This window comes from Chryseobacterium sp. MMS23-Vi53, assembly GCF_047651245.1.
Taxonomy (GTDB): Bacteria; Bacteroidota; Bacteroidia; order Flavobacteriales; family Weeksellaceae; genus Chryseobacterium.
The window spans coordinates 1,280,382-1,299,492 of the sequence record NZ_CP180265.1 but is presented as its reverse complement, the minus strand read 5'-3'; the positions used below and the strand labels follow the sequence as shown (position 1 = coordinate 1,299,492).

At 34.4% G+C, this 19,111-nt stretch carries 17 protein-coding genes; 8 read left to right on the top strand and 9 right to left on the bottom strand.

Features of this window, described 5'->3' with window-relative positions; all coding sequences use genetic code 11:
* The first annotated feature begins 36 nt into the window (after positions 1 to 36).
* Positions 37 to 426 carry an SRPBCC family protein gene (locus ACKX2A_RS05720; RefSeq protein ID WP_415328237.1) on the top strand — a complete coding sequence of 130 codons (390 nt, stop codon included), beginning with the start codon at positions 37 to 39 and terminating at the stop codon, positions 424 to 426.
* A gap of 29 nt (positions 427 to 455) precedes the next feature.
* On the opposite strand, the gene ACKX2A_RS05715 is transcribed toward ACKX2A_RS05720, so the two are convergent.
* Genes ACKX2A_RS05715 through ACKX2A_RS05705 form a run of 3 tightly spaced genes read right to left on the bottom strand, consistent with a single transcriptional unit; the run spans position 456 to position 3,397 of the window.
* A complete protein-coding gene (locus tag ACKX2A_RS05715; RefSeq protein ID WP_415328235.1) occupies positions 456 to 1,499 on the bottom strand; it encodes an anhydro-N-acetylmuramic acid kinase in 1,044 nt (347 codons plus the stop codon).
* 4 nt (positions 1,500 to 1,503) lie between these two features.
* Positions 1,504 to 2,097 (bottom strand): LPS export ABC transporter periplasmic protein LptC, encoded by a 594-nt coding sequence (locus ACKX2A_RS05710; protein ID WP_415328234.1) that lies wholly within the window; start codon positions 2,095 to 2,097, stop codon positions 1,504 to 1,506.
* A 1-nt stretch (position 2,098) separates the two neighbouring features.
* The gene (locus ACKX2A_RS05705) at positions 2,099 to 3,397 is read right to left on the bottom strand and encodes a hypothetical protein (RefSeq protein WP_415328232.1); all 1,299 of its coding nucleotides are present in this window, start codon (positions 3,395 to 3,397) and stop codon (positions 2,099 to 2,101) included.
* A 247-nt stretch (positions 3,398 to 3,644) separates the two neighbouring features.
* On the opposite strand from ACKX2A_RS05705, the gene ACKX2A_RS05700 reads away from it, so the two are divergent.
* On the top strand, positions 3,645 to 4,760 hold the full coding sequence (locus ACKX2A_RS05700; protein WP_415328231.1) for an ATP-binding protein: 1,116 nt from the start codon (positions 3,645 to 3,647) through the stop codon (positions 4,758 to 4,760).
* 46 nt (positions 4,761 to 4,806) lie between these two features.
* Here the strand turns inward: ACKX2A_RS05700 and ACKX2A_RS05695 are convergent, their stop codons facing one another.
* Positions 4,807 to 5,394 carry a hypothetical protein gene (locus ACKX2A_RS05695; RefSeq protein ID WP_415328229.1) on the bottom strand — a complete coding sequence of 196 codons (588 nt, stop codon included), beginning with the start codon at positions 5,392 to 5,394 and terminating at the stop codon, positions 4,807 to 4,809.
* Between the two features lie 368 nt (positions 5,395 to 5,762).
* Here ACKX2A_RS05695 and ACKX2A_RS05690 point away from each other — a divergent pair, with 368 nt between their 5' ends.
* The 4 genes from ACKX2A_RS05690 to ACKX2A_RS05675 all read left to right on the top strand — a co-directional run bounded on the left by ACKX2A_RS05690 (position 5,763) and on the right by ACKX2A_RS05675 (position 11,106).
* Positions 5,763 to 6,389 carry a TetR/AcrR family transcriptional regulator gene (locus tag ACKX2A_RS05690; RefSeq protein WP_415328227.1) on the top strand — a complete coding sequence of 209 codons (627 nt, stop codon included), beginning with the start codon at positions 5,763 to 5,765 and terminating at the stop codon, positions 6,387 to 6,389.
* A complete protein-coding gene (locus ACKX2A_RS05685; protein ID WP_415328225.1) occupies positions 6,373 to 7,695 on the top strand; it encodes a TolC family protein in 1,323 nt (440 codons plus the stop codon). Before ACKX2A_RS05690 ends, ACKX2A_RS05685 begins: the two co-directional genes overlap by 17 nt.
* Before the next feature lie 21 nt (positions 7,696 to 7,716).
* The gene (locus ACKX2A_RS05680; RefSeq protein ID WP_415328223.1) at positions 7,717 to 8,820 is read left to right on the top strand and encodes an HlyD family secretion protein; all 1,104 of its coding nucleotides are present in this window, start codon (positions 7,717 to 7,719) and stop codon (positions 8,818 to 8,820) included.
* 711 nt (positions 8,821 to 9,531) lie between these two features.
* The gene (locus tag ACKX2A_RS05675) at positions 9,532 to 11,106 is read left to right on the top strand and encodes a DHA2 family efflux MFS transporter permease subunit (RefSeq protein WP_415328221.1); all 1,575 of its coding nucleotides are present in this window, start codon (positions 9,532 to 9,534) and stop codon (positions 11,104 to 11,106) included.
* Here ACKX2A_RS05675 and ACKX2A_RS05670 read toward each other — a convergent pair.
* The 5 genes from ACKX2A_RS05670 to ACKX2A_RS05650 all read right to left on the bottom strand — a co-directional run bounded on the left by ACKX2A_RS05670 (position 11,103) and on the right by ACKX2A_RS05650 (position 17,954).
* On the bottom strand, positions 11,103 to 11,426 hold the full coding sequence (locus tag ACKX2A_RS05670) for a hypothetical protein (RefSeq protein WP_415328220.1): 324 nt from the start codon (positions 11,424 to 11,426) through the stop codon (positions 11,103 to 11,105). The two genes, ACKX2A_RS05675 and ACKX2A_RS05670, sit on opposite strands and share 4 nt — an antisense overlap.
* 315 nt (positions 11,427 to 11,741) lie before the next feature.
* Positions 11,742 to 12,527: a hypothetical protein gene (locus tag ACKX2A_RS05665; RefSeq protein WP_415328219.1), complete on the bottom strand. Its 786-nt coding sequence runs from the start codon at positions 12,525 to 12,527 to the stop codon at positions 11,742 to 11,744.
* A 6-nt stretch (positions 12,528 to 12,533) separates the two neighbouring features.
* Complete coding sequence (locus ACKX2A_RS05660; protein WP_415328218.1) at positions 12,534 to 13,337, bottom strand: hypothetical protein; 804 nt, start codon at positions 13,335 to 13,337, stop codon at positions 12,534 to 12,536.
* Positions 13,338 to 13,764: 427 nt separating this feature from the next.
* On the bottom strand, positions 13,765 to 15,411 hold the full coding sequence (locus tag ACKX2A_RS05655) for a tail fiber domain-containing protein (RefSeq protein WP_415328217.1): 1,647 nt from the start codon (positions 15,409 to 15,411) through the stop codon (positions 13,765 to 13,767).
* A gap of 956 nt (positions 15,412 to 16,367) precedes the next feature.
* Positions 16,368 to 17,954: a helix-turn-helix domain-containing protein gene (locus ACKX2A_RS05650; RefSeq protein WP_415328215.1), complete on the bottom strand. Its 1,587-nt coding sequence runs from the start codon at positions 17,952 to 17,954 to the stop codon at positions 16,368 to 16,370.
* A gap of 265 nt (positions 17,955 to 18,219) precedes the next feature.
* Between ACKX2A_RS05650 and ACKX2A_RS05645 the strand changes: the two genes are divergently transcribed.
* Both ACKX2A_RS05645 and ACKX2A_RS05640 read left to right on the top strand, forming a co-directional pair.
* Complete coding sequence (locus ACKX2A_RS05645) at positions 18,220 to 18,540, top strand: MazG-like protein (RefSeq protein ID WP_415328214.1); 321 nt, start codon at positions 18,220 to 18,222, stop codon at positions 18,538 to 18,540.
* A complete protein-coding gene (locus ACKX2A_RS05640) occupies positions 18,537 to 19,088 on the top strand; it encodes a DNA-3-methyladenine glycosylase I (protein ID WP_415328212.1) in 552 nt (183 codons plus the stop codon). The genes ACKX2A_RS05645 and ACKX2A_RS05640 overlap by 4 nt, the downstream gene beginning before the upstream one ends.
* The last annotated feature ends 23 nt before the right edge of the window (positions 19,089 to 19,111 follow it).

Here is a 19,111-nt window from a genome sequence, read left to right as displayed (position 1 = left end):
TTGTAAGAATTAAGAATTTAAATACAAAAATAAAAAATGAATTTAGAAGGACGAAAGATTATTGTCAATAAATCATCTAAAGAGTTAACAGAGATCCTAAAATCTCCTGAAAACTACAAAGATTTTATGCCAGACGGGCTTCAAAAGTTTGAAACAAGAGAAGATGGATTTAAATTCGGATTGCAGGGGATGCCTGAAATTGCTTTAAAAATTGATGAAGTAAACGATCAGAAAGCAGTTTTGAAGTCTGCAAGTTCGAGTTTAGACTTTTCATTGACAGCAACTTTGAATCCTCTTAATGAAAATCAGACAGAAGTACAGATGTTATTCGAAGGAAAATTCAATCCTTTTATCAAAATGATGGTTGAAAAACCGCTTCAAAACTTCATCAATACGCTTACAGATAAAATCGAAGCTTATAAATAAAAAGAAAACCTTCAGAAATGGAGGTTTTTTTATGCAATAATGCCTGAGCTGTGATCGTGAGAACTTCCCGTCGCAGAAGCCAAGATATTAATTTCATTATTAAGTCTTAGAACTCCCATAAATGCGAAGATCAAAGCTTCTTTGTAGTCTATAATTTCTTTTTCAGGAATTATGATTTCCGCGTTTGTTTTAGCTTTAATTTTCTCAATTAAATATTGATTGTACGTTCCGCCACCCGTAAAAAGTACTTTCTTTAATTGATTTTCATTAAGAACTTTCGCGATTTGTTGAGCAACGTGTTCTGTAAAAGTTGAAAGAATATCAATCGTTTCTATGTTTTCAAAAAGAGGGAAAATATTTTCGTTGCACCATTCAATTCCAAGAGATTTTGGATGAGATTGTTGATAAAAGCTTAATGAATTTAATTTTAATAATAAATCTTCATCAATTTTCCCTGTTCTTGCTAAATCTCCGTTTTCGTCGAAATTTTTGTTGAATTTCTGAACTAATTTATTCAAAACAATATTTACCGGAGCAATATCAAAGGCGATTCTTTGATCATTAATTTTTAAAGAAATATTCGAAAACCCACCTAAATTTAGACAAGCATCGTATTGAGAAAACAACAATTCATCGCCAATTGGTACTAGGGGAGCGCCATTTCCGCCCATCAAAACGTCCTGAGTTCGGAAATCGTAAACGACAGGTAAATTTGTTTCCAATTTAATCGCTCTTCCGTCACCAATCTGTAAGGTAAATTTTCTTTGAGGCTGGTGAAAAACCGTATGACCGTGAGAAGAAATTAAATCTATATTTTCAAGCTGATGCTTTTCAATGAAATTTTTAACAGATTGGCCTAAATAAAAACCATATTCTGAGTTCAATTCCAATAATTCTTTCGCCGAAAGATGAATGGAATTTCTAAGCTGATCTTCCCAATTCTTGAGATAAGGAATGGTTTCTGCTTTTAAAATTTGAAAACTCCAAAAATCTTGCTTTTCAAATTTTACAAAACAAATATCCAAACCGTCTAAACTCGTTCCGGACATCAATCCGATTGCATGAGAAATCATAGGATTATTTTGCTTTTTCAGATATTTTGGTTGATGTAAAATTTCCTGAGTTTTGATAGAAAACGTATTTTGAGAAATCGTCTTTTGCCCACATTCCATTAGCTCCAACGAGTGTAGAGCCGTCTTTTCGAGTTACATAAACTGTATCTTTCGTATACATTTCCTTTTTTATCTGATCCCAGTAAATACTTTGCATAGCAAATCGATCACCATCGTTGGTAGTGATTCTTACATCACCTTTTGCTTCGTAGAATTTTTTATAATCCAGAAAACGAGCATATTTCGCCTTAATCGTTCCCGGAATCTTTGGTTTTTTCTTATCAAAAAACTGGATGTCAATTCCTTTTTTTGCAACAGTGTAAGGACTGTCGATCAACTCATATTTTTCAATAATAGGAGCTTTTGCTCTTAAGGTAACAAAACCTGAATCTCTCTGGATAATATTTGCATTATTGATAATGGTTGAAGGAAAATTTTTACTTTGTTTACCATTGTTTTTGGTAAGATCTTCCTCACAAGATGTTATAATAAAAAATATAGCACAACTAAAAAGGTATGCTATATTTTTTTTGTATGATATGTTTCTAAAAAACTTCATTTTAGTTATATAGAGTCTTTCTAAACCACTTATCAGCAAAATTGAAACCAACTCTCAGGTTGATGAAGTTTTGGTTGATTAAGTTGTTTTTAAGTGTTCCTCTTTTTCCAACTTCAAGACCCAATTCAAGACCACTCATTCTCGTTATGCTGCTGTTTTTGAATGGAAGTAAAACTCCTGCAGAAACTCCAAATTTGTTAATGTTTTGTCCTGCAAGCTGTAAGCTCCCTTTTTCATAGAAAGCTCCGTAACGGTAAACAATTCTTGAAAAATAACTTCTAAAGTTGTTGTAATTTGGCAAATACCAACCTCCGGCAGAAATTCTGTAAGAATCCTGAAGATCCAAAGATTGTCCGAAATAAGCAATTGTTTCTCCTTTTTTATAATCTCCCTGCAAAGATAAGAACCACTTGTTTTCTTCACCATAACCTACACCTAATGATGCTTGTAATGGTAGAAGGTTTTTAGAGCTCATACTTTTTTGCTCGATTGTACTTTCGTTACTTTTTACCGTTTTGTCGGCATCTGTATAGAAATAAGTACTGTTCAGGTAATCGGTTGTCATATTACTTGTGTTTCCAAAAGTAGTGGTCGCACCAATTGTCAGTTTTCTGTCTGTACTTGTATTCAAATTTTGGTAGCTTGCTCCTAATGTAAAGTTGAAATTTCTTACATTATTTTTAGTCTCATAACCATTGATTAATTCAGCATTAGACTGATATAATTCGTTAAGGTCATACAGATTTCCAAAATAATAATTCGCTCTTACACCTACAGCAAATTTATCATTTACTTTATATCCTAATGCAATCTGAGCAGTGTTCAATGTACCGCTTCCTTTGAATCTGTTGTATCTATTGGCATATACTACACCATTTTCGTCTTTAAGCTCATCTGTATGTAAGATTTCATAACTTTTAGAGCTATAAGGCTGGTAAGAAAATCCCATTTTCAACTTTGGTGACAAAGGAAAGGCTAATGAAATATTAGATAAATACGTAGAATGTTTAGTAGACTTCGTATTATTATAATCAGTTTTGAAGTAATTGTTTTCGTTGGTTGCTTCCAGCTTTATACTTGTAAGCTCGAAATTGGCATTGTTTGCTGGGTTTGCAAAATTGAAATTACTGCTGAAATCGCTAATAAATGCTGTTGATATACCTCCCATAGAGGCAGTTTCAATCGTATTATCATATTTTACATCTCCAATTCCGTAAGTTGCATAAGGTGAGTTACTCAAATTCTGCGCATTTAGGAAATATCCAACTGATATGAATGATAGTACAAAGATTTTTTTCATTCTTTATTTTTAAAACAATGCGCAAATATCTTAAATATTAATGAATTGTAAAAATTATAAGAGGTTAAAGTTTGTTAAGGGGGATGAATAGACATTAATATGGTGAATGGTGAATTGTAAATACGCTTTACTTATGAATTTTTTAAAGAATATTTATATAGTATAGGATAAAAATTAACAATTCACTTGCAAAGCAAAATTGACAATTCGCAAATCGTCCGTTGCAAAAATTCTTTATCTTTGAGCCATGAATTGGGAGAACATTGCCGGACAAGAAAGTCTGAAAAAACTTCTTAGAGACAGTATCGCCGAAAACAGAGTGAGCCACGCCCAGCTTTTCACAGGAAAAGAAGGATATGGAACATTGCCGATGGCTTTGGCATATGCAAAAGAAATTCTTAGTGGCGAAAATGAGCATGCTGCCTCTAAGGTGGAACACTTAAATCACCTTGATTTACACTTCAGTTTTCCGGTTTTTACGGACAATAAGAATTCTTTAAGCAAAAATAAATTTGATGAATTCCGCGAAATGATCATCAATGCTCCTTACTCCAGTTATGATGACTGGACAGCTTTTCTGGAATCGGAAAACAAGCAGCTTTTTATTTCTGCAGATGAAATCGATGATCAGAACCAAAAATTTTCATTAAAGAGTTATGAAGGCGGAACCAAAATTTTAATTGTCTGGCGAGCCGACAAAATGAACGTCGCTGCCTCCAACAAATTCCTGAAATTTTTAGAAGAACCGCCCGCAAAAACCATTATTTTACTTACCGCAGAGTCTACAAACGACATTCTTCCCACGATTCTTTCGAGAACGCAAATTGTAGAAGTTCCCAGAATTATTGATGAAGATCTTGAAGCTTATTTAAAAAAGAATTTCAATATTTCTGATGATAAAATAAGGGAGATCATTCACCAAGCTCAGGGAGATTTGAATGATGCAATTAAGCTTTTACAATCCGGAAATAAAACCGACGAATTCGAAAAACTCTTTGTACAATGGGTTCGTGATGCTTTTATGGTAAAAAAGAAACCGGAATTTTTGAAAAGTATCATTCTATGGGCAAGAGAAATTGCCAGCTGGAATCGTGAAAAGCAGAAGAACTTTTTAAATTACTGTTCCGAAATTTTCCGTTTGGCTCTGCTTCAGAATTATCAGTCGGAAAGTTTAGTTTACAAGAAAATTGATGCGAATGGGTTCAATTGGTTAGGTTTCTCAAAATTCATCAGTGGAGCCAATATTGAGAGTATTTTAGAAGAAATCAATACTGCCGATCTGCACCTTACCAGAAACGGAAATCCTAAAATTGTCTGGACAGATTTAGGTATAAAATTATCAAGATATATTCATAAAAGTTAATAGAAAACTCCGGCGATTTGTCGGAGTTTTCTTTACCCATTTAAATTTACTCAAAAACAATGTCGATGTAAGGAATAGATGTATTATTAATGGGGCCTCCTGTTCCGTAATATGATGAACCCGTAATTTTAAGATCTCCGTAAACTATTGGAAGAGTTGGGCTAGCTATTCTTCTGCCGATAGTATTAGTTATATTTCCTGCATAATTGTTTTGACTTCTTTTTATGGTGTATGAATGTCCTGTCTGTATAACGACAGGTGTTATTGCTACATAAGAAGTTATAGTCGAAGAAAAAACATGGCTTCCAGAATACATTACTGTTCCTGAAGTATTGTCATAAATTTCAATATCATAAGGTGTTGTACTCATTGCAGGAATGCTTCTATATCCCACTTTACAGATGACTTTGTTGGAAGTTACGCTAAAAGTATAGGAATGAGTAACAAGATCTAATGAAACATTGTTTCCTGAATCTGTTGAAGTGATAAGGCTAGTGTAAAGCTGATTAAAAGTTGTATTGGATGAATCACACATAACCTTGTTAATTTCTTCGTCCATTTCATCATCTGTCTGACAGCCTAATGAAAATAATAATGTTGCAGAAAATAAAAAAGGGATAAATTTTTGTCTCATATAAAATTGTTTATTAATTGTTTTCTTGTTATAGTTTTTTGAATTTCAAATTGAACATCAATTGATGTTTTCAAATATAAACAAAATCATCATTTTAATAACTTGTTTTAAATCGTTTTGATTCTTTTTTTATTTATAATTTTAATTTAATAACAATTTTCGGGACGCGATTTTATCACAAAAAACCAATAAAACACAAAATCTATAACATTTATTTAATTTATAAATAAAGAATAAATATTTGATAATCAATAGTTTAAAATTTTAAACATTAAAAATAAATTAAATTTAAATTAAAAATCAATCAATCGTTTGATTTGTTGAAAAACTATTGTAAATTTGCTCCCTGAAAAAATGAGAGTATAAAAATGATTTCAAAAGAAGAAAATATATTGTTTGCTGCCGAAAAGCTTTTCGCCGAAAAAGGTTTCGAAGGAACTTCAACCCGGGAAATTGCCAAAGCTGCAAATGTAAATATTTCTATGATCTCTTACTATTTTGGTTCGAAGGAAAAGCTTTACGAAAAGCTGGTAGAATACAGAATGAATGAGGGGCAGTTTTTTTCGAAAGATATTATTGAGAGAACGGATATTAATGACTGGGAGAAAGTAGAAAAGATCGTAGATCAGTTTGCCGGTAAAGTAAGAAACCATAAATGTTTCTACAGAATCATGCAGAGAGAGCAGCTTCACGCAGAAAACCCTCAGATCGTGGAGTTTTTGAAGGAAACCAAAATGGGATTTCTTACCATGTACTCAAAAATTTTGGAAAGCGGATTACAAAAAGGAACTTTTACCAAAAATCCTCCGATTTATCTGCTTCATTCAACAGTAAGCGGAACTTTATTTTATGCATCAAATGCAAAAGAAATGTATAAAGAATTTCTTGATAATACTGAAGACGAAGAAGTTTTTGAAGAAAAATTTTACACAGAACTTAATATACATATAAAATACTTACTAAAAGACCTTTTAGGTTATGAAGAGAATAAATAACTCAGTTATTGCCCTTTCCTTACTTTTAGGAATCGCAAACGCAAATGCTCAGGAGAAAAAAAGACTCACTCTTGATGAAGCTGTGCAGTTGGGTATCCAAAACAGCAAAAACCTGAAGATCGACGCAGCTAAAATCGAAGAAGCTACTGCAGATCTTTTGGAAGCAAAAAACAGACAACTTCCCGAATTGAAAATTTCTGGAAGCTATTTGTATCTTCCCAATAAACCGAATGTAAATATAAAACTTTCCGGAGCTTCATCAGAAGGAGGTGGAAGTAGCCCAGAAGTTCATCAGGTTGCTTACGGAATGGCAAATCTTAGTGTTCCGATTTATAGCGGCGGAAGAATAAAATACGGAATCGAATCTGCAAAATATTTGGTGGAAGCATCAAAATTGAATACAGAAAACGATAAAGTAGCGATTGCTTATAACGTTGCTCAGGCTTACAATAATTTATTTAAAGCAAACCAGTCCATTAAAGTTTTAGAAGAAAACCTTACGGCTTCTCAAAAAAGAGACGAAACTTTTCTTAAACTTGAAAACAATGGTGTTATTGCAAGAAACGACCGTTTAAAGGCAAATCTTCAGACTTCAAATATCGAATTGCAATTATTGGAAGCAAGAAATAATTACAATATTGCTAACATCAACATGGATTTATTAATTGGTCTTCCCGAAACTACAGAAATTGAAGTTGACGAAAACTATATCGATGAAGGAACAGATGTAAAACCTGTTGATTTCTATGTAAATGAAGCAAAAGAAAATCGTAAAGATGTTCAGGCTTTAGCAAAACAAAGACAAGCTGCAGCATTGGGAACAAAAGCAGCAAAAGCTGAAAATCTTCCTTCAGTTGCATTTACAGGGGGTTATGTTGCTGCAGATATTCCTAAGTTTTTAACGATTTATAATGCTGTAAACGTTGGAGTTGGGATTTCATACAATTTATCAAACATCTGGAAGAAAAATTCAGCAGAAAAACAATCTCAGGCAAGAGAGTTGCAATTATCTGCAACGAATGAATTGTTGAATGACAACATCAAACTAGATGTAAACAGAGAATATCAAAACACAGATTATTCTAAAAAGAGAATCACTGTTTTTGAAAAGTCTGCTGAACAAGCTAATGAAAATTACAGAATTACAAAAAATAAATACGATAACGGTTTGGCAACCATGACGGAATTATTGGATGCAGATGCCGCTCAGATTGCTGCAAACGTTGGAGTGATCAATGCAAAGGCAGATGCAGCATTGGCGTACAGAAAACTTTTACAGACTACTGGAACTTTAACAATTAAATAAAAAATAAGAACTATACCAACAATGGAAAATAATAATACACAAGCGACTGAACCTAAAAAGAAAAAAAGTTTAGTTTTCCCGATAATTTTAGCGGTTGTTTTAATCGGTGGAGGAATCTACGGTTATAAAACATATTCTTACGGACAAGTTCACGAAGAAACAGATGACGCACAAATTGCTTCAAATTTAGCTCCGGTAATTTCTAAAATTTCTGGATATGTAACTGAAGTAAAAGTAAAAGATAACCAGTTTGTAAAGAAAGGAGATACGTTGGTTATTTTAGATAACAGAGATCAGAAAATGGCTCTTCAACAAGCTGAAGCGGCGTTGGTTACAGCTAAAAGTAATATTTCTAATGCACAAGCTTCTACAACTGCAACTTCAAAAAACATCGGTTCTTCTGAAGCAGCGGTAACAACTGCAAACGCACAAATTGAAGCTGCAAAAGTAAACGTTTGGAAAACAGCTCAGGATTTAAAAAGATATTCTGTATTGGTGAAAGATCACTCGATTACAGAACAACAATATGAGCAGGCTTTGGCTGCAAAACAATCGGCTGACAGACAGTTACAAGTTTTGGTTGACCAAAGAAATCAAATTGCTCAACAAACAAATATTGCTTCTTCTCAAACGGCTGCAAGTTCTCAGCAAATCAGTGTTGCAGGATCTGTTGCTAAACAGAGAGAAGTAGATGTAGAAAATGCAAAATTAAATTTATCATACACAGTAATCGTTGCTCCTGAAGATGGATATGTTGGAAAAGTTCCAATTCAGGCAGGGCAATATTTACAGGCTGGTTCTCAGTTGTTTGCTTTAGTTAAAAACGACCAAAAGTGGGTTGTTGCAAACTTCAAAGAAACTCAGGTTGATAAAATGGTTGAAGGACAAAAGGTAAAAATCGAAATCGATGCCTTCCCGGACAGAGAATTTGATGGTGTTGTAAGCTCATTCTCTCCTGCAACGGGTGCTACATTTTCTATCCTTCCTCCGGATAATGCGAGTGGTAACTTCGTAAAAGTAGTTCAGAGACTTCCTGTAAAAATCGATTTTATAAATCTTGATAAAGATGTAGCAAAGAGATTAAGAACAGGAATGAACGTAAAAGCAGAGGTTTCTTTAAAATAAAATTTAAATTTTCAAATAAGTGAATTGTCAGTTTTGCAGGAGCAAGTCGATTGTGGAATGTAAAAGAAGTAGTAAAATTGACGACATGATGGATGATCCACTCACAATTCACTTTTTGAATTCCATATAAAGTGGATTGTCAATTTTGCAAAAGTGTCTGATGCTGTATGAAATTGAAGGAGTAAAATTGATGATGAAGTTGATGCCGGAAATGATGATAAAGTCAATAATGAATGTGGAAATGAAGATGTTGGCGATGAGGTTGATTCTGGTTTAATGAAGATGGAAATCAAGAATGCGGTTGGTAAATGTAGCGGTATATTGATCATGTAGTTGATGCCGGTTTTGAAGAGGAAAGTCTCAATGTTGCAGAAAATGAAGCAGAGGACGATGAAGTTGATACCGGAACTGAGGATGAAAATCAATAATGATTTTGGAAATGAAGTAGTAAAATAGACAAAATGAAGTAGGTTTAATCATTGACAATTCACTTTTAAAAATTAAGATATTTAGAGATTCGGAAACGATCTGTGTGGATCATCGGTTTAGATTGTTTTAAACATCATAAACTCGACGGGTGAATAAGTTTTTAACCTTAATCTTAGCCTAAACACAGATTCAATCAGTTAAGTTAGTTCGTAAAAATGCATATATTGATTGTAAATCTCTGAATCTCAAATCTCTTAATTCCCAAAAAATATTAAAAAAACTATGCAAGATTCATTAGTAGAATATGGAGCCCGAAGAGTGATCATTACAATCACGGCGATCCTTTGTGCCCTGCTGGAAATTGTAGACTCCACGATTGTAAATGTTGCCCTGAACGAGATGAAGGGTAACCTGGGAGCTACACTTTCGGAAGTAGGATGGGTGATTACAGCATACGCAATCGGTAACGTAATTATTGTACCGATGACGAGCTGGCTGTCTCAGCAGTTTGGGCGTAGAAATTATTTCGCGGCATCCATCATTATATTTACAGTATTTTCATTCTTATGCGGAAATGCTACGAATATCTGGGAATTGGTATTCTTCAGATTGATGCAGGGAATCGGTGGGGGAGCCTTATTGGTAACTTCACAGACGATTATTACGGAATCTTATCCGGTTGAAAAAAGAAGTATGGCTCAGGCGATTTATGGTCTTGGGGTAATTATTGGTCCTACATTGGGGCCACCTCTGGGAGGATATATCGTAGATAATTTTAGCTGGCCGTATATTTTCTATATTAATATTCCTATCGGGATTGCAGCAACTTTAATGACGCTTCAGTTCGTGAAAAGTCCAAAATATGCAGAAAAACGTAAAGCTTCGGATGTCGACTGGATTGGTATCGGATTACTGGCAATTACGGTTGGTTCATTACAGTATATTTTAGAAAGAGGGCATGAGGAAGACTGGTTTGCAAGTGGATGGATTGTATTATTTACCGTTTCGGCCGTTTTAGGATTTATTTTATTCCTTTGGCGAGAGCTTACTTTCAAATATCCGATTGTTGAATTAAGGGTTTTAAAAAATAGCAACTTAAGGATTGGTACGGTGATGTCCTTTGTATTAGGATTCGGATTGTACGGTTCTACCTTTATCGTTCCTTTATATACGCAGAGTATTTTAGGATGGACGGCTTTTCAGTCCGGTGCTTTGATGATTCCTGCGGCGCTAACGACCGCTTTCATGATGCCAATTATTGGACGATTGCTTTCAAAAGGTGCAAAACAGCAGATCCTGGTATCTTTAGGATTATTAGTATTCTTTATATATAGTTTCTGGGGATATAAAATTTTGACACCCGATACAAGTAAAGAAGCATTTTTCTGGATGCTAATGGTGAGAGGAGCAGGACTTGGATTATTATTTATTCCGATCACTTCATTATCATTAAGTACCCTGAAAGGTCAGGAAATTGGTCAGGGAGCAGCTTTTACAGGGATGATGAGACAACTTGGAGGCTCTTTTGGAATTGCAGCAATTACTACATTTATTGCTAATGCAGGTCAGAAATACAGACTCAACCTTATTTCTCATCTCGATGAAACAGATTTTGCAGTTCAGCAGAGATTACAGGCACTGAAAGGCAGTTTTATGGCAAAAGGAATGACTCCCGATGCGGCAATGAATGCCGCTTATAAAATGCTCGATCTGTCGGTAACAAAACAGGCAACAGTATTATCTTATATGGATGTTTTCCTGTATTTGGGGATCGCATTCCTTGTCTGTATTCCGTTTATCTTATTAGTAAAAGAACGAAAAAGCAAAGAAAAAATAGATTTGAGTGGTGTACACTAAATTTTTCTTACCATAATAACAAAAACCTCCGCAATCGTGGAGGTTTTTATGTTTAAATACAGGTTGAGGTCGTCGGATTTTCCGAAAGTCTTAACCTGTTTAGTTTCTTTCCGTCGGAACTTCCGACAGCTTACATAAATATCGATTCTTCTCGTCGGAGTTTCCGACGATGTAAAATAGTTTTGCTTGGTTTCATCGGAAGTTCCGACAATGTGAACTTGTATTTTGGATGAATATTGGAGGATTTTTTTACCCTTCCTTTCATTTCCGCGAAGGAAGAAATCTATTAAATAGGAGAGATGCTTCGGCAGGCTCAGCATGACAGGTCGCTAATACCAACTGTTTTATCTGCAATTATTTTTAATGAATTCAGGCGGAAGCAGCTAGTATTAGCGTTGTCATACTGAGTGCGAAGCAGTCGAAACATCTTTAACATTAAACAATGACCTCAAAATATTAAACAAAAAAGAACCTGCTCAAAAAAGAACAGGCTTCTGATAACCTAACTAAAATTAAAGGAATTATTTTAAAATAGACCGGAACACGCGCGTTCCCGAATAATTTTTATATAGACATTTGTATTTTTAAGAGTAATGAAAAATGAGGGGAAATTTCATTACAATATATCATACATTTTAATTGTTGATATAAGACGCATTAAAGGACATGGAAATCGCTCTGCATACCATATTTGAACCCGATGCTACACCATTATTGAAAGATCTGATCATTCTTACATCAACAGTATGAGTACCAGCAGACAAAGTTTTTACCGTACTTATTGAGTATTGGGTCTGGGATCCTCCTTGTACACGTTCCTGCGTGACAAGATATACATTGGTAGGAACATCGTCTACAAATAATCTTGCTTCATAATAAGCTGCTCCGCCGCCGGGAAGAAATGTAAAATAATCTATTCCCAACATAAAATTGATGAATACTGCTTTTCCTCCTGCCGGAATATTCAGAGTTTGTTGAGAAGTCGGAATAAGCGTATAAGCCTGATCATTTACATTGTAACTGAAGCCAGTAGAGTTGGACACCTCAGCGGTGATTACATTAGGACTGGTAGGTGTCGGAACTGTAACTACATTTCCAAGCTCGTCTACTCCAAGATTTTGCCCGGTTGCGGCGATAGGCGTAGATGAAGTTAGATTTCTAAACTTTAGACCACTTTCGTTTGTTGTTCCTGAAAAGATTTCAACCTTTGAAGTTGGTGCTGAAGTTCCTATACCGAGATTTCCGGAAGTATTGGCGGTAAAATCATTAAGCTGCTGAGCCGTAGTTGGAGTTCCTGAAGTGTTGTTATCTTTAGCACCATCCACATGAAAGGCAGTCTGAGGATTCTGGGTATTGATTCCCACTTGTGCAGACATAGTTGTGACGGCTAACAATCCTGCAAATAATAAATGCTTTTTCATAAATTATTAATTTAAGTAAGAAGCATTAAATGACATAGAGATTGGTCGGCAACCTGTAACGGTACCTGCCGCAGTTCCATTGTTTGCAGTTCTTCTCATTCTGATATCCAGAGTATGAGTACCTGCTGTAAGGAATTTTACCGTATTTAAAGTATATGAAAGCTGCTGACCTCCAGTAGCTGCTGCAGATCCAACGGGTTCCTGAACAATAAGATAAGTATTGGTGGCCACTCCATCTATAAACAGCATGGCTCGGAAGTATCCTGCTCCTGTTCCTGTAGTTGTTGTAAAATCGATTCCTAACATAAAGTTAATAAATAGAGCTTTTCCTCCGGTAGGAATATTTACAGTCTGTGAAGTTCCCGTAACCATGGTGTCCGAGGAATCATTCACGTCAAAATCAGATGTAGCTGTGATTGTTGTGGAGGCTACTTCTGCTGTTGTAACTCCCACAGCAGTAGGATTAGGTAAAGTGACCACGTTTCCCGATGCATCCACACCGATGGTTTGTCCTGCTGAAATAGGGGAGGCAGAGGTAAGATTGGTCAGTTTAAGTCCACTCGTGTTTGCCGTTCCCGAATTGATTTCCATTTTTGCGGTGGGAACTGTTGTTCCTACTCCCACATTTCCTGCGCTCGTTACCACCAAATCATTAAGTTGCTGAGCCGCAGTTGGCGAACCGGTAGCGTTGTTGTCTTTAGCTCCGTCGACGTGGAAGACCCCTTGCGGATTGGTTGTGTTTACTCCCACCTGTGCGAATGAAACTCCGAAAGTAACTAAAGCACATGCTACAATAATGTTTTTTTTCATTGTTTTAAAATTTTAATATGCTTGACATTGTTTGCAAATGTATCAGAAACGCGACCTTAAAAAAAGAAATAGGCTTTTCGTTTTCGGAAAAGAGAAAAAATAAAACTTTTAATATATTGATATTTAATTATTTATATAGAAGTGTTGAAATTCAAAATAATTCTGTTTGCAGTGATAATTCTGGGAGTTTGCAATCGATTTCTTTTAATCTTAGCTTAAATATTTAGTGTAAATCTTTAACTTGAGAAAAGAATACCCTTAAAAAAAGGGTACTCAAATTATACAGCTAAAAAAATAACTGAATAATTAAACATGACTGTGAACTTGTAAATTGAAATTATATGTTTTCTATCCTTATTTTGGGAACAGTGGCTTTTGAAAACATGTAGTAAATTGTAGTGTGTTTTTAGAATCTAAATAATTTCTTTTATTTTACAGCAACTTTTACACTTGATTCGGTTTTCTTTACTCCAAGAATTCTTTGCATATCTTTTATTTGCTGAGCCAAGTTAGTATATTCTTTTTCCATTGTTTTGGTATTTTCTACAACATCCGCAAGTTTTTTATTTTCTTCTTTTAACTGACTGATTTCCTTCTGCTGTTCCTGAATTGCCTTCGCAAGCACCGGAATAAGTTCTGTATACGAAACCGAAAGTAGTTTATCTTTATCTGCACCACTTGTAACCAAGGAAGGAATCACTTTAGCAATATCCTGAGCTAGAAAACCTATTTCATGCTTGTTGTAATCATTATTTTGAATGCTATTTTTCTTTTGATATTCTACAGGACGAAGTGCCATTACAGTCTTCAGACCATAAGATGTATCATGTATATCTTTTTTCAGTCGAGAATCTGATGTAAGTACAACACCGTTTGCTCTTACGTTTCCAGAAGCATTGATAACACCATCTACATCAAGCTTATACAATGGATTAGAGACTCCGATACCTACATTTCCGGATGCCGGTTTTATTCTCAATTTTTCAACCAATCCACCACCTATCGAAGAGCCAATATAAAAATCTTCCTGGGCTCCGGTAACAACTCCAACTCCTGAGCGAATAGATCCTACTGCCCAATTAGCTCCTCCATTAGTAGGACCACTATTAGTAAACCCTAAAAGTGAATAATTTCCGACCGCCATTGCAGATGTATTTCTTAAAGCAAGGATAAAATATTGATCTGTTCCCACTGGTGAATCCATTAGATTGAATCTGGCCGAGTTTTCCACAGTAGAGACAACATGAAGTTTTGTTTCGGGAGCAATAGTTCCAATTCCTACTTTGTTATTCGCTCCATCAACTGAGAAAGTATTTCCATCGACAGAAAATCCATGAGGAATAGTTGGGGTAAAACGTAAAAAATTAGATCCTTGAGTTACGACACGGTTACCGGTAAGTGTTCCGTTCGCTACATATAGATTTACAGGGTTTTCCCAACTTGGTGCTGTTGCAGCTCCTCCAGAAGTAAGAATTTGTCCGTTTGCCCCAGCACTTCCGGCCGTTGTATTGGTACCTCCTACATTGAATTCGTTGGTAAGTTGCATAGGTCCATTAATATGTAGTTTTCTTTGCGGAGTAATAGTTCCGATTCCTACTCTGCTGTTTTCTCCATCTACAGAAAAAGTGTTTCCATTTACAGAAAATCCGTGAGCAATGGTTGGGGTAAAGCGTAAAAAGTTTGCGCCTTGTGTAACGATTCTATTTCCGGCCAAGGTTCCGTCAGTGTTATAAATATTTACAGAACTTGAAGGTGTCGATGAGGTTGTTAGCTTTGTCCATAATGAACCATTAAAATAATAATATCCTACATCATCAATGTTTAAAGCGTTCCCAGTTTGCCCTCCGTTTGCTACACTGTTTACATAAATCAAGGTAGAAGTGGGAATAGATGCCATTGTTTGAGCTTTCAGTCGATCGACTCTGGGAATTAATAATCCTTCTACAGAATCTCCTACTGTCGTTTTAGCAGTAATGTCCAATGTTGCTGTTGGAGTAGAAGTGTTAACGCCTACCTGCCCAAAGGCAACCATGCCAAATGTTAGAGACAAAATTGTTAATAGTTGTTTTTTCATGTTTGTAATTTTAGAATCTTATGATTTAATCTTTTTATGTGTTTTAAATATTTGGGAATAGGTAATAGCAGTCTCTTAAAAATCATAATAGATTTCTAAATTTTTAAAGACTTTATCAGCTATGAATCATTCTTGTAAAAGCAAGAAAGGGGAATTTAATAGTATGAATGGCTTTCTAAATGAACAAATGTTCTGTCAGAAGAGAAGGAACAATTTGAGGGATAAATTTTTTCATGTTTTAAAGTTTTTATTATGCTTGACATTACTTCGCAAATCTACAGCAGAACCTTTGTTTTGAAAAGAAAGATACTTTTCATTTTCCGAAAATGAATAGGTTTTAAACCTCAATAGATTGATTTGTAATTATTTGTGTTTTGTTTTGAAATTCGATAAATCTTTGTTAAGTGATAAATTAATTTGTAAACCTGAAATAATTTTTAAACCTAAGTTTTGTATGGATAACTGAAACCTAGCCCCGATAGAAACGACATCCTTTTTGGGTTGCGGCTGGAGCGAAGCGGAAGCCGTAACCCAAAAAGATACAGTGGATAGCGGGAAATAGCTTCAAATAAAAAACTGCAGGAAACAAATCCGATGATATTCGTGATTATAAAAACTGTAGAGTTGTATTTATTCTGAGTAAAAAAGAATGCGGGAAAATAGTTTCCCGCATTCCGCTAAACATAGCAAATTTTTCAGATGTTTTTTTAAAACATGTGTTTTGTAAATTCTGTCAAGGCTTTACACATCTTACTCAATAATTCGCCTGGTTTATACCTTCACAAATTTATCTTAAGAAAATATTTCCTGAAAATGATATACTTTTCATTTTCGGTAAAAAGAAAAGCAACATCTTTTTTTAGAAAATTATGTGATGTAAGTACCTTAGAAAAGACAAAAAACCTGTACCATTGTAAAGTACAGGCTGGTGTAAAAAATTAATAATTGTATCGAAATTACTTTTTAGCTCTCTTTGCCTCTTCTTGTTCGATGAAAGAAATAAAAGTAGAAGGTGAAATTCCTGTAATAGATTTAAAAATAGTGGTGAATTTGCTGTGAGAAGAAAAGCCGCATTCTTCTGCCAAAGCGCCTACTTTGTATTTTCTGTATTTTGGTGAAGTATTTAGTTTGTGGATAATGTAGTTGATTCTCAGTTTGTTAATGTAGCTTTTGAAATCAACTCCTTTATGTTTTTTCACGACATAAGAAATATATCGAATATTGGTATTGAATTCCGTTGCCAAAAACGATAGCGAAATATAAGAGTTGTTATACACTTCATCTTTTTCAAAATGTTCAAGCTGTTCAAGGATTTTTGCCTCAGTTTCTTTATTAATGGCAATATCGGTTTGTTTATTTTCTGAATCCATTTCTTCCACGATCTTTTCTTCTTCTTTTTCAATTTCGTCTCTATCAGATGTGATAATTTGGGTTTCCAGAACGTATTCTTCTTTTTCTTTATAATGATCGATAATACTTTTGAATTTTTTGTATTCTTCTTGTTGTTTCTTCTTATTTATAATGAAAACAATGATGAGGCTTAAAAGAAATAGAGAAGCGATACCAATTACAATGTTTTTTGTGTTGTTCCAACTTGCGTATTTATTTTTTTCTTTTTCTATTTTATTGTTGTCCTTAGCAACATAATATGAGATTCCACCCGCTAGTTTTGCATTGGTTTTAGCATTCATTTTCCTATAAAAACTAGCCTTTTGGTATTGTTTGGTTTCATCATATAAATCAGCAAGGCACTGGGCAACAAGATTTTTCATTCCGGTATTTTGCGATTTTTCGGCGAACTCCAATGTTTTTAAAAAGATCTTTTCTGCCTCGCTGTAGTTTTTTTCTTCAAGCAAAACCTCTCCAAGCCCATTTTGAGCAAAAGCCATAGTGATAGTTCCCTTTGGAAGAATATTTATTGCTTTCAGATAATATTCTTTGGAAAGCTTGTATTTTTTTGTAGTAAAGTAAAAGGAACCAATCTCTTGGTAATGATGTCCCACATTTTGGCTGTCAGTAGGTATTTTTGAAAGATATTCTAAAGCTTTAAAATGATAATCTAAAGCTTTTTCTGGTTTATATTGGGCAAGTGCTGTGCAAAAACGAGATTGCACTAGTGCCTTTTTTACAGGATCTTTTATTTTATCAGCAGTTTTAAGACCTTCATCAAGACATTTTTCTGCTTTTTCATATAATTTTAAAGTACCATAGTTTTCTGCTAAAAGTCCAAGAGTTCTTGCCTGCAATTCATAATTATCTGTTTTGCTAAGAACTTCTCTTGCCATTTCTCCATACTTTACACTTCTTCCAAGTTTGTATTGGAACATATAAATATTGGCGGTTAAAAGATAGCTTTTTGCTTTTAATTCAGGAGTTTTAGCAATTTTAGCTAAAGAATCTGCGATTTTTAAAGCACGTACAGGATCTTCTGTTGCGGTTTCATTCATTGTTTTTGCATAAATATCAACAACAGGTTGTGCAGACTTTTGAGCCCATGTCATTGTAGAATACAAAATAATGAGAAGTAGTAAGTTTTTAGCCATGGCTTAATTAAATGTTAATTTTATTCTAATATAATTTTAATTTAATTAATTTTAACAAATATAAATTAAAAATTACTTATTATGATTTAATTTTCTATTAAATGTGGTAAGCGTTGAAAATGAGATTTTTAATTGTTAAAAATTTTCATTAGGATAATTTATCTATCATATTTGAATGATTTTTCTAAAAAGTAAGATAAAATTCTCCTGACATACAGTTGTCACAATATCATCTTATCTTTATCCCGACAAAAATTATTTGTTTATGGATCATAATAATTTAGATAAAATCATAAAGCGTTCTCTTGAAATCAGAGAAAAATATCATCAATTAGAAATTCAGCAAAATGGTCAAGAATGGACGCTGGAACAGGATGCTTTAGCATTTCTTACCGATACGGCATTGGTCGGAAGAAATGTAATGTCGCATGAAAAAACCTGGACAAAAGCAAATGCTGCCGAAGAACTGGAACATAAATTAGCCGAAAATATCTGGTGGTTGATTATCTTAGCAGACCGAACAGGAATTGATATTAAAGAGGCCTTAGAAAAATTTTTAACCAAAACAGAAAATATACTGAAATGAGTTATTGTTCAGCCATTAAAGGAATGCAGCCTGAAAGCAGGAGAGAACTTCACAAAAAATACCACGACAATTATTACGGTTTTCCGATTCATGATGATAATGAATTGTTTGGAAGACTCATCATGGAGATCAATCAGGCCGGTTTGAGCTGGGAAACGATCTTGAAAAAAGAAGAAAGTTTCAGACTGGCTTATGATAATTTTGATATCCAAAAAGTAGCAGCTTACACCGAAACTGACCGCGAAAGATTATTAAGCGATCCAGGAATCATTCGAAATAAATTAAAGGTAAACGCAGCGATCGAAAATGCAAAAACTATTATAGAATTACAAAAAGAATTCGGTTCTTTTGAAAAATGGCTGGAAAGCAACCACCCGAAAACCTTACCGGAATGGATGAAATTATTCAAAAAAACGTTCAAATTCACAGGTGGTGAAATTGTGAATGAATTTCTAATGAGCATCGGTTATTTAAAAGGTTCTCACGATGAAAGTTGTTCTATTTACAAGGAGGTTTTGAAGCATAAGCCAATGTGGGAGAAAGGGTAGAGTTCCTAGCGTTATGTCATGCT